Source organism: Microbacterium sp. Bi128 (genome assembly GCF_918698205.1).
The window spans coordinates 1-11,390 of the sequence record NZ_CAKKMM010000106.1 but is presented as its reverse complement, the minus strand read 5'-3'; the positions used below and the strand labels follow the sequence as shown (position 1 = coordinate 11,390).

Sequence of the window (11,390 nt, the reverse complement as noted above, 5' to 3'; positions counted from 1 at the left end):
GAGTAGAAGACGTAGACCGGGATCAGCGGCTCGCCGTGCGTGGCGTACGACGTGCCCGCCGCGGTGAAGGCCGCGAGGGCGCCCGCCTCGTTGATGCCGACGTGGATGATCTGGCCCTGGGGGCTCTCTTTGTAGGCCAGGAGGAGCTCGCGGTCGACCGAGGTGTAGTGCTGACCCTTGGGGTTGTAGATCTTCGCCGTCGGGAAGTACGCGTCCATACCGAACGTGCGCGCCTCGTCGGGGATGATCGGGACGATGCGGTGGCCGAAGCCCTTGACCCGCAGCAGGTCCTTGAGCAGACGGACGAACGCCATGGTCGTCGCGATCTCCTGCGTGCCCGAACCCTTCTTGGGCAGCGCGTAGGCCTGGTCGCCGGGCAGCTCGAGACCGACGTGGGTCGTGCGACGCTCGGGCAGGAAGCCGCCGAGCGAACGACGACGCTCGAGCATGTACTTGATCGTCTCGTCGTTCTCGCCGGGGTTGTAGTACGGCGGCTGGTAGGGGTTCTCCTCCAGCTGCGCGTCCGTGACCGGGATGTCCATCGCGTCGCGGAAGGCCTTGAGGTCGTCCAGCGTCAGCTTCTTCATCTGGTGGGTCGCGTTGCGGCCCTCGAAGTGCGGACCGAGGCCGTAGCCCTTGATGGTCTTGGCGAGGATGACGGTCGGCTGGCCCTTGTGCTCCTTGGCCGCCTTGAATGCCGCGAACACCTTGCGGTAGTCGTGGCCACCGCGCTTGAGGCCCCAGATCTGCTCGTCGGTATAGTCCTTGACGAGCTCGAGGGCGCGGGGGTCGCGTCCGAAGAAGTGCTCGCGAACGTACGCGCCGTTCTCGGCCTTGTATGTCTGATAGTCACCGTCCGGGGTGCTGTTCATGAGGTTGAGCAGCGCGCCCTCGGTGTCGCGGGCGAGCAGGTCGTCCCACTCGCGGCCCCAGACGACCTTGATGACGTTCCAGCCGGCACCGCGGAAGAAGCTCTCGAGCTCCTGAATGATCTTGCCGTTGCCGCGCACCGGGCCGTCGAGGCGCTGGAGGTTGCAGTTGACGATGAACGTCAGGTTGTCCAGGCCCTCGTTGGCCGCGACCTGGAGCTGTCCGCGGCTCTCGACCTCGTCCATCTCGCCGTCGCCGAGGTAGGCCCAGACGTGCGAGTCGGCGACGTCCTTGATGCCGCGGTTGCTGAGGTACTTGTTCGACATCGCCTGGTAGATGGCGTTGATCGGACCGAGACCCATCGACACCGTCGGGAACTGCCAGAACTCCGGCATGAGGCGAGGGTGCGGGTACGACGGGAGGCCGTTCGGCGCGGCGGACTTCTCCTGGCGGAAGCCGTCGAGCTGCGCCTCGGAGAGGCGACCCTCGAGGTAAGCGCGCGCGTACGTGCCGGGGGAGGCGTGGCCCTGGATGAAGATCTGGTCGCCGCCGGACGGGTCGTCGAGACCGCGGAAAAAGTGGTTGAAGCCGACCTCGTACAGAGCGGCCGAAGACGCGTACGTCGAGATGTGACCGCCGACGCCGATACCGGGCCGCTGCGCACGGTGCACCGTGACCGCGGCGTTCCAGCGGATCCACTTGCGGTACCGGCGCTCGAGCTCCTCGTCACCCGGGAACTCGGGCTCGTTGGACTGCGCGATGGTGTTGATGTAGTCGGTGGTCGGCACCATCGGAACACCGAGGTGCAGATCCTTCGAGCCCTTGAGCAGGCTCAGCATGATCTCGCGCCCGCGTGCGGGGCCCTTCGCCTGGACCAGCTGACGCAGGGATTCCTGCCATTCAGAGGTCTCTTCCGGGTCGCTGTCCTGCGGCCCCTGCGAATACGGATCCTGGTCGTGAACAGTCACGGAAGACCTTTCGTCGTCTGGCAGGTCATGCCAGAGAATCGCCATACGTGTGCGGCAACCCTTGTCTGCTCCGCACAATTCACCATCGTCCAGCCTACCCAGTCGGGACCGCGACGGATGCCCACGTCGGCACGAGCACGCCGGAACGAACACGGATGCCTCGGTGTCGAGGCATCCACCCCGTTCGTGCCGCGTCACGACGGGTGGAAAGGGCCACGGGTCTAGCCTGAGCGCGTGACGTCGAGCGACCGAGCGGACTTCCGCACCCGCCCCGAGCACCGGTGGCCGGTGCTGATCTCGCTCACCCTGGGGACGATTCTCTACGCGGTCCTGCCCAGCGATGTCTCGGGAGTGCTCCGCTATGTCGTGGTGGGCGCCAGCATCCTCTGCGCGATCCCCATGGTCATCACCAACCCCCGCCGGTTGAACCGCGAGACGTGGGTGGGACGCGCGTTCGCGCTCGGATTCGTCGCCGTGCTTCTCGCGGCGAACCAGGTGACGTTCTTCCTGCTCGTGCAACAGCTGCTCGACGGACAGAGCGGGGGAGCGGTGGTGCTGCTCGGAGCCGCACAGGTCTGGGCGATCAACGTCATCGGCTACGCCGTCGTCTATTGGGAGATGGACCGCGGCGGACCCGTCGTCCGTCGGCGCGACCCCCGCGACCAGCTGCCGCCAGCGGACTTCCAGTTTCCGCAGGACTCGGACCGCGACGCCGTCAGCGAGGTCGCCCGTCGTTCTTCCGACGTCGAGGACTGGGCACCCGGCTACATCGACTACCTCTACTTCTCGGCATCCAACGCGATGGCCTTCAGCCCCACCGACGTGATGCCCCTGAGCATCCGCGCGAAGCTGTTCATGATGGTGCAGGCGATCTCGGGGTTCGTGCTGTTGGCGCTCGTGATCGCGCGGAGCGTGAATGTGCTGAGCTGAGGTTCAGGTGAGGCGCGGCGGGTTCGTGCGGCCGCGACGCATGAGCACGAGGAGACGCAATTCCCGGGCCCCCGGCAAGACGGCCAAGAGTATTGAAGCAGCGTTCGACGACGTTGCGGTGCTTGTAACGCCCGCAACTACCACTCCGCCATCTGGCTCGCCTCCACCCTCCAATGGGTTTATCAACACGCCCTAGAAGGATGTTGCTGTACCCAAGCCCTACCCGTCCGAGTTCCGTGACGATGTCGTGCGCGTCGCGCGTAACCGCGAGCCCAGAGCGTGCGGTGGAAGCGTGCGATCTTGCCAGGCGTGGGATTTGTATGCCGAGGCGTTGTCGGAGAGGACCCGCTCGACGCGGACACCACGCTCGGCGAATCAGGTGACGGCGCGGTGCAGGACACCGATTGCCGTTGCGGCCTTCTCGTCCGCGCAGATCTCGGCGTAAGCGACGCGGGAGCGGTCACCGGCGAGACCATGAGCATCTTCGCCGCGACCTGCGGCGACCAGTGATCCTCAACGATCAGGCGCGCCAGGCGGAGTCGGGCGCGTGGAGTCAGGGCGTCGTTAGCGTGGGACACGAGGGCCTCCTGGTTCCTGAAGCGGTTGAACTCAACAGCTCCACCTCACAACCAGAGGCCCTCGCCTCTTAGCTCTTCACTGCCATGTCACCGAAACAACGTCCCTAGACATCACACCGAGGACATCATGGCCACGAGGCGGCCGACGACTTCGCCGTTTTTGAGTTTCGCGATGCCGTCCGCGATCTCGTCGAACGTGACGTGGGTCAGATTTGAGGACACTTTGCCGTCCGCGATCATGTCCAGGACGGCGGCGCAGTCGTCGTTACTGCCAGCCAAGGACCCGACCAGGTGGACCTGTTTCGAGACGAGATCGACGATGGGGATCGTTGCCTCGGCGACGCCCAAGCCGACTTGGACAACGGTGCCGCCGGCGCGGACGGCGGTGATGGCGTCGGCCGTGGTTGTGCCGAAGCCTGCATAGTCGACGACGACGTCGAGATCCTGGTCGGCGAAGTCGACAATGGCCTCGCTCACGTGCGTGATCCCGAGGGACGCTGCGAAGTCCCTCGCCTTGGGGTTCTTCTCTGCGACGAACACGTCTGCGCCGAGGCCCAGGGCGATCTGAGCCCCGAGGGAGCCGAGGCCACCGAAACCGATGATCCCTACCTTGGTTCCCCGCGTCACACCTCCCTGGCCCACGGCGGCATGGTACGCAGTCATACCAGCGTCGCTCGCGGCGGCGGCTTGATCCCAGCCGATGCCGTCGGGAAGGGGCACGACGAACGCGGCGGGGGCGGCGACTCTGGCAGCAAAACCACCGTTGAGAGACGTTCCGGGCCCCTCCATTCTCGCCGGAATGACTACCCTGTCGCCGACTTTGAATGCGGTGACGTCGGCTCCGACCTCAGCGACGACGCCTGCTATCTCATGGCCGAGCGTGATGGGGTGGAATGGCAGAGCGGAGGTGAGGGTGCCGTCGAGGTAGCCGGTGTCGGTGTGACAAATACCGGCCGCTTTGCCGCTGACAATGACGCCGTCAGCCTCGAGCGTGGGCTCGTCGACGTCGTTCAGTTGGATCGGTCGTCCCTGTTCGACGAACTGCCATGCCTTCATATGAGACCTCCTCTGTCATGCGGTCACCAGGCGCACAGATGCGAAATGTGATCGCTCGTCACCAGCCAACCATTAGTCCCGGCGCCAGGGCCCCCGCGACGATGAGTCACGAGACGTCGCGCGCATCTCCTGACTGCCCCCTCGTGTCAGCGCCGCCACGCCCCGGGAGGTGCGTAATACAGCAGCACGCGGTGCCCCTCCCGGTCGTTGAGGTGGGGTACGTCCAACTGCTGTTGTTTCCGGTCAGACGTCACCGCGTCCGGCCTGCGATGCGGTCGAACTCGCGGATCGGTATCCGACCCGTTCCGGTCGGCATCCCGAGTTCGAGGGGCCGGATGCGGAAAGCGGCCGCGCTCAGGGACGCCGAGGTGAACGCCACAACGCCCCCCGCCAGCGGGGCCGTCGTGACCCCGCAGGTCCCGACGGCCCCGTAGGAGTCAGCGCTGTCTGTATTCCTCGGCCGCGGCGGCCACATCGGTTGCGAACGTTCCCAGGGTGATGGCGGTGGCTCCACCATCGACGGGAATCGTCGCCCCGGTGACATAGTCCGAAAGGTCGCTGGCGAGGAAGGTGGCGACCTTCGCGATGTCGTCGGCGGTACCGGTGCGCTGCAGTGGCTGCGAGGGCCCGAGCCGTTCGGCGAGGAACTCGGCGAACGGGACGGCCTCCTCGTCGGGCAGACCGAAGCCTCGCGCCATGATCGGCGTCATGATGATCCCGGGTGCGATCGCGTTCGATCGGATACCGAGCGGTGCGAGCTCCGCGACCGCCTGGCGGATGATTCCGACCACTGCGTGCTTGGCGATCGTGTATCCGGCGCTCGCCCATCCCCCCTGCAGCGCGGCCGCGGATGCGGTGGAGATGATGGATCCACCGGTGCCTTGCTTCACGAACTCTCGTGCCGCGTACTTGTGGCCAAGGAGTACCGAACCGGTCAGCAGCGCGATCGTCCTGTCGAATCCGGCCGAGCCGATCTCGAGCATCGGCGACCGGTCACCCCCCGCGCCAGCGTTGTTGAACATGACGTCGAGCTTGCCGAAGCGCTCGACCGTCGCGGCCACGAGCGCCTCGATGGCGCTCTCGTCCGTCACGTCGGTGTGCACGTAGAGCACGCTGTCACCGAGCCGGTCGACAATGGACCCGCCGAACTCGTCCTGGATGTCGGCGATGGCGACCTTCGCGCCCTCGGCGACGAAGCGCTCGACCGTCGCGAGTCCGATGCCGCTGGCCCCGCCGGTGACAATGGCGACCTTGCCTTCGAGCAATCCTGTCATGATGTTGTCCCTGTCTTCTGGCCCTTGGTTCTCGCGCCTGCGGGTGGGCCGAGCCGCGCGGGCGCTGTCCGTCATTGTTGGCGGATGGCTCCTGACGCGAACGCGTCGATCGTGTTCGCATAGACGGCTTCCGGGTCCGCACCCGCGGTGACCATGACCTCGAGTGCGATCCGGGTGGCACTGGCGACAGCCGCTGCCGCGGTGCGAGCAGCGACGCTGTCGGCGCCCGAGGCGAGGCGCGGGGCGATGATGCTCACGAAGGAACGCTCACCGTCGTGGACTTTCCTCAGGAACACCGACCACATCTCGGCATCCGCGAAGACGAGGGGGAAGAGGGCGCGGGTGCGCGCCTCCTGCGCACCGCCGAGGCCGGCGCGGAAAGCCGCGAGAAGGACCTCGGGAAGCGGAGCACCCGGAGCGGCTTTCGTGATCGTCTCCTCGAAGCGAGCCGTTGTCCAGTCGAATACGGGGCTCACGCTCTCCGCCTTGGTGGGGAAGTACCGATAGAACGTCCGTTGCGAGACCCCGATGACGTCGGCGATCTCCGCGATCGTCACATCGGTCGTCCCGCGGGAGATGAAGAGGTCGCAGCAACGCTCCGACGCGCGCAGGCGAGCAGCCGCGACGCCCTCGACTTCGGCCATGCCACTGACACTACCCCCGTGGTGGCAGTAACTGCCACCACGTTCATCGCGCTCACACATCGTCCGGCAGGCGGCAACGCCTCCGCTTCATGGACACCATGAAGGGCACCCGCAGCGCCACGCGCCGGGGTGGACCCTGGAACGACTCGCCGACATTCTGCCGCTCCGCCCAGCGCTCTGGCTGGTGACATGCACGCGATCTACATGAGCATTGACGATTCACTCCGGCGCATCTGCAACCAGGCGTTCTTCGAGCGCATCCACGTCTACGAGGTCGAGAACGCCGACCGGGTAGAGGCAGAGCCCGGCGAGCCGTTCGACACGCTACTTGACCCAGCAGTCCACGCGGCAGCACTGGCCTATGAGGCCAGCCTGCGCGCGGGGGAGGATGTCAAACCTGCCGACGTCGCATGTGTGAACATCGACACTTTGGTGGGCCCTGCCGGGATCGAACCGACGACATCCACGGTGTAAACGTGGCGCTCTACCAGCTGAGCTAAAGGCCCTGGGGCTTCGAGTCTAGCCCGACGTGAGTCGCCGATCAGGAGAGCGCCTGCCCGCAGAGCGTGACGAGATCGTCGAAGAAAGCCCGGGTGGGATCGACGCGAAGGGGATGGATGCCGTCCTCCGCGGGCCCCAGCCGGTGCCACCTGTCGTCCGCGTCGACGATGTCGAGCAACGACACGCCCGGACGCTGGACCAACACCTCGGTGTCGCCGGCGGCGACGCGCGTCTCGATCTCGGTCTGATCGATGGTCGACTCGTCCCCGAAGGACCAGAACGGCGTCAGGCCGACCCAGGCGCACAGGAACCGGGGGATCTCCTCGGCATCCAGGACCGTCACGTGCCGGTTCGCCTCGTCGACGGGAGCCCCGGCCTCCTGCTCTGCGACCGTGGGATCCGATAGGAGGACGAGTCGGCCGTCGGGAGCCCCGTACACGAGGAGGAGCGCTCCGCGTCCGCCTCGGCGCACGCGCGCGGCGATGATGTGCGTCGTACGGAAGAGGGCTCTCGCGACGACGGACCCCTCGACCGTGAGCCGACCCCGGTCGTCGACGAGCGACGCCTGCCGCAGGGAGAGCGCCTCCGGAGTGTCCCGCGCCGCTCGGGCGAGCACGCCATACGGAGCTCCGAGACGCGCGCGGCCCGCACCGGCCAGCAACGCGGAGAGCGCGCCGGCCGGCACTCTCGGCATGTCCGAGACGAACGGCGCGGGGGCGAACCCCGCGAGCGAGGGGAGCGGGAAGCCGGCCCGCTCGGACAGCTCATGGCTGAGCGGTGCCACACCGACGGCTCCTGCGGCACGGTCGACGTCAACAGCAGGCGCGGTGGGCACGACCGTCGCGGCGATTGCGTCAATCGCCACCGCGAGAGCGGAGAACTGCGACGGCACCAAGCGGGCGTCCAGCCGCACGATCTGCGTGCCCGTCGCCCACACGTAGGTCACCGCGACGATGTCGTCGTAGGCGACGGTCACCCGATGCGCTCGGGGGCCCGTCGGCATCCGGTGCGTAGTCCCAGACGTCGGCACCGACGACCACGGCATCCGGATGCCGCTGCCTCGCCGCGCACAGGGTCTCGAAGGAGGCATCCGCCAGCGGGGCCGTGCCCGCCACCGCCGTGAGCTCGATGCTCGGTTGATGGTCTTGCGTCCAAGAAGCCACCGTCAGGAGAAGACGGCCGCCCGTCGTCTCGGTCGCCTCGATCTCGACCGGAATCCGCAGGTCGGCGAACGGCGTCGAGACCGCGCGCGGGGTTGCGGGCGAGGCGGGAACGCTCATCGTCGCCCGTTCCTGACCGCATCCGCGTCTCCGCGGAGAACTCGGTACCAGCGCGGCAGCAGGATGGCCGGGAGCCAGAAGAACGCCATAGCGGCGATCACGAACAGGACCCCAGCCGCACCGATCAGGATCGTCGAGGCGACGCGGGAGTAGTCGTCGACCAGCAGGGCCACTCCCGCTGTGGTGAACGACAGCCCCAGCCAGAGCCAGGAGAATCCGATCGTGCTGCCGTAGCCCCGGCGGACGCGGATCCAGCCTTTCCACAGTCCGGTGTAGGCGACGAGTCCCGCCAGGACGAAGACCAGACCGCCCACGATCGCCACTGTCCGCCCCCTCGCCTCAACCGTTCCGGACCATCCACGCTATCCGCACCATCGCTGTCCCACCCCCGGGGTAGCGTGGACTCCGTGAACGCCGACCCCGCCGACCAGCGCAAACTCCTCGATCTCGCCGACCTGGACGCCCGCATCCGGCGTGACGAGCACGTCAAGGGCAACCCGCCGCAGGCCGCGCAGGTGCGCGAGCTGATCGCGCAGCGCTCGACGCTGGCGCAGGAGCTCGCGTCGCGCGCCAACGTCCGCGACGACCTGAAGGTCGAGCTGTCCCGGGTCGAGTCCGATGTCGCCGTCGTCGACGCCCGCGTGAAGCGCGACTCCGAGCGTCTGGCCGCGTCCACCAACGCCAAGCAGGCGCAGGGCTTCGAGGCCGAGCTGACCTCGCTCGCGCGCCGCAAGAGCGACCTCGAAGACGCCGAGATCGCCCTGATGGAGCAGCTCGAGGCGGCCGACGCCGCCGTCGCCGAGCAAGAGGCGCTCATCGCCGAGACGAACGCGCAAGGCGCCGAGCTGAGCGCCGAGGCCAAGCGCGTCGTCTCCGAGGCCACCGACCGGCTCGAAGCCGCGCGCCGCGATCGCGACGCCGTCGCCGGAGCCGTCCCCGCCGATCTCCTCGCCCTGTACGAGCGTCTCGCCGCGCGCGGCACCGGCGCCGGTCTGCTTCTCGCCGGCGCGTGCGAAGCGTGCCGCATGGTGCTTCCGCCGAGCGATCTCGCCGTGGTCCGCCGCGCGCAGACCGACGAGGTCGTGTTCTGCCCCGAGTGCGGCGCGATCCTCGTCCGCACCGAAGAATCGCGGTGAGCCACCCTGGCGCCCTCGTCGACTGAGGTCGTCGTCGGGCGCACGGCATCCGGATCCATCGCCCTCAGCGACCTGGATGCCGCGGGCACCATCGTCCGCACGGTCACCGTCGCGCGCGACGACCTGCCCGCGACGATCGGCGACCGTGAGGCCGTCGACGACGTGCGATGGGTCTGGAGCGACACGCCCCACTGGTACGCGCCGCTGCTCTCCGCGGGAGTGCGCGTCGCTCGTGCGTGGGACCTGCGGCTCGTCCACGCCCTGCTGCGCGACGCCGCGAGCGTCGGCGACGACCACGACCTCCGCTCCCACGAGGAATGGGATGCCACCTCCGTCCCCCGCGATGACACCGACGTCCTGTTCTCGCTGGATGGCAACACCGACGGGCCTCCCGACGATGTCGAGGCCGTGGCATCCGAGTACCGGCGCCAGCGTGCCGCGATCGCGTCGGCGGCGACGCCCGGCGCCCTGCGGCTCCTCGGAGCCGCGGAATCCGCCGGTGCCCTCATCGCCGCCGAGCTGCACGCCGCGGGACTGCCCTGGAACGTCGAGGCCCACGGCCGGTTGCTCGAGGATCAGCTCGGATCGCGCGTCGCCGGAGGCCTCCCCACCCGCATCGAGCACGCGGCCGCAGAGGTACGCGCGGCGCTGGACGATCCGAGCGTCTCGCTCGACTCGCAGCCGCGCCTGTTGCGGGCACTCCACCGCGCGGGACTTCTCGTCGAGTCGACCAACCGCTGGGAGCTCGCCGAGCACGATCACCCCGTCGTCCCCCCGCTCATCGCGTACAAGAAGCTCATGCGCCTGTACACCGCGAACGGCTGGGCGTGGATGGCCGAGTGGGTGCACGATGGACGCTTCCGCCCGGTCTACGTCCCCGCGGGCGTCGTGACCGGACGCTGGGCGTCGTCGGGCGGGGGAGCGCTGCAGATCCCGCGGCAGCTGCGCACCGCCGTCCGCGCCGACCCGGGCTGGACACTCGTCACCGCCGACGTCGCGCAGCTCGAACCGCGCGTGCTCGCGGCAATGGCACGCGACACGGCGCTGGCCGAGGCGGCATCCGGTCGCGATCTCTACGCCGGAATCGTGGATGCCGGAGCGGTGGCGACACGCGCCGAAGCCAAGATCGCGATGCTCGGCGCCATGTACGGCGCGACGACCGGCGAGAGCGGGCGACTCGTGCCGCGACTGCGGCGCACGTTCCCGCGCGCGATGAAACTCGTGGATGACGCGGCCCGCGTCGGCGAAGAGGGTGGCCGCGTGCAGACCTGGCTCGGACGCACCTCTCCGCCCGCGGGCGGGATCTGGCGCGCGCTCCAGTCGCAAGCGAGCGACTCCGAAGCCTCGGGCGCGGACGAGACCCGCGCCCGACGCGCCTCGCGCGACCGCGGTCGCTTCACCCGCAACTTCGTCGTCCAGGGCACCGCGGCCGAATGGGCGCTCGCGTGGCTCGCCGACCTGCGCACACGCCTGACCGCGCTGGACCCCGTGGATGCCGCCCGCGCGGCGCCCGCTTCCGGCCCGGCGTTCTCGCGCGTGCCGCACCTGGCGTTCTTCCTCCACGACGAGATCGTCGTGCACACCCCTCGGGAGCACGCCGACGCCGTCGCGGACGCGGTCCGGGAGTCGGCGGCATCCGCCGGTCGTCTGCTCTTCGGCACGTTCCCGATCGACTTTCCCCTCGACCTGCGGATCGGCGAGACGGCCGAGAAGGGCTGAGCCGCCCGCGTAGACTCGGGGATGCGAATGGGTCGGCTGGACGGTCGCGTCACGGGTTCGCCCGTGCCGAGGAACGTCCGGGCTCCACAGGGCAGGACGGTGGGTAACGCCCACCCGGAGCAATCCGCGAGACAGTGCCACAGAGAGCAGACCGCCCGCCTCGAGCGGGTAAGGGTGAAAGGGTGGTGTAAGAGACCACCGGGGTCGTGGTGACACGACCCGCAAGGTAAACCTCGTCCGGAGCAAGGCCAGACAGGGGATGCAGACGCGGCTCGCCGAGTCCCCGGGTAGGCCGCTGGAGCGGCACGGCAACGTGTCGCCGAGAGAGATGACCGTTCACGGGGCTCACGCCCCCGGACAGAACCCGGCGTACAGGCCGGCCCATTCGCGCTCCACGACTGACCGGAGATCTGCCGCCCCACCCCGCCCCGGGT

9 protein-coding genes, 1 tRNA gene, 1 other RNA gene and 1 pseudogene are annotated in these 11,390 nt (G+C 68.5%); 4 read left to right on the top strand and 8 right to left on the bottom strand.

The genetic code is table 11. The features are described 5' to 3' along the window. Positions 1–1,838 (bottom strand): pyruvate dehydrogenase (acetyl-transferring), homodimeric type (gene aceE / locus LQV45_RS10165; protein WP_230006905.1); only part of this gene is annotated, 1,838 nt, incomplete at its 3' end. 234 nt (positions 1,839–2,072) lie between these two features. Here aceE and LQV45_RS10160 point away from each other — a divergent pair. Further along, complete coding sequence (locus tag LQV45_RS10160; protein ID WP_230006904.1) at positions 2,073–2,768, top strand: DUF1345 domain-containing protein; 696 nt, start codon at positions 2,073–2,075, stop codon at positions 2,766–2,768. A 228-nt stretch (positions 2,769–2,996) separates the two neighbouring features. Here the strand turns inward: LQV45_RS10160 and LQV45_RS10155 are convergent. The 7 genes and pseudogenes from LQV45_RS10155 to LQV45_RS10120 form a co-directional block, all read right to left on the bottom strand. Continuing rightward, positions 2,997–3,245, bottom strand: a pseudogene (locus LQV45_RS10155) (IS481 family transposase); the annotation flags it as partial. Positions 3,246–3,457: 212 nt separating this feature from the next. Then, complete coding sequence (locus LQV45_RS10145) at positions 3,458–4,402, bottom strand: zinc-binding dehydrogenase (RefSeq protein ID WP_230006903.1); 945 nt, start codon at positions 4,400–4,402, stop codon at positions 3,458–3,460. Positions 4,403–4,839: 437 nt separating this feature from the next. Then, on the bottom strand, positions 4,840–5,676 hold the full coding sequence (locus LQV45_RS10140; protein ID WP_230006902.1) for an SDR family NAD(P)-dependent oxidoreductase: 837 nt from the start codon (positions 5,674–5,676) through the stop codon (positions 4,840–4,842). A gap of 71 nt (positions 5,677–5,747) precedes the next feature. Next, on the bottom strand, positions 5,748–6,320 hold the full coding sequence (locus LQV45_RS10135) for a TetR/AcrR family transcriptional regulator (protein ID WP_230006901.1): 573 nt from the start codon (positions 6,318–6,320) through the stop codon (positions 5,748–5,750). A gap of 430 nt (positions 6,321–6,750) precedes the next feature. Beyond that, positions 6,751–6,826, bottom strand: a tRNA-Val gene (locus LQV45_RS10130). Positions 6,827–6,861: 35 nt separating this feature from the next. Continuing rightward, positions 6,862–7,797 carry a hypothetical protein gene (locus tag LQV45_RS10125; protein ID WP_230006900.1) on the bottom strand — a complete coding sequence of 312 codons (936 nt, stop codon included), beginning with the start codon at positions 7,795–7,797 and terminating at the stop codon, positions 6,862–6,864. A gap of 300 nt (positions 7,798–8,097) precedes the next feature. Further along, positions 8,098–8,424: a hypothetical protein gene (locus LQV45_RS10120; RefSeq protein ID WP_230006899.1), complete on the bottom strand. Its 327-nt coding sequence runs from the start codon at positions 8,422–8,424 to the stop codon at positions 8,098–8,100. An 84-nt stretch (positions 8,425–8,508) separates the two neighbouring features. On the opposite strand from LQV45_RS10120, the gene LQV45_RS10115 reads away from it, so the two are divergent. The 3 genes from LQV45_RS10115 to rnpB all read left to right on the top strand — a co-directional run bounded on the left by LQV45_RS10115 (position 8,509) and on the right by rnpB (position 11,344). Then, on the top strand, positions 8,509–9,237 hold the full coding sequence (locus LQV45_RS10115; RefSeq protein ID WP_230006898.1) for a zinc ribbon domain-containing protein: 729 nt from the start codon (positions 8,509–8,511) through the stop codon (positions 9,235–9,237). 6 nt (positions 9,238–9,243) lie between these two features. After that, complete coding sequence (locus tag LQV45_RS10110) at positions 9,244–10,956, top strand: bifunctional 3'-5' exonuclease/DNA polymerase (RefSeq protein ID WP_230006906.1); 1,713 nt, start codon at positions 9,244–9,246, stop codon at positions 10,954–10,956. Positions 10,957–10,984: 28 nt separating this feature from the next. Beyond that, an RNA gene (gene rnpB, locus LQV45_RS10105) (RNase P RNA component class A) lies at positions 10,985–11,344 on the top strand. Positions 11,345–11,390 lie beyond the last annotated feature (46 nt).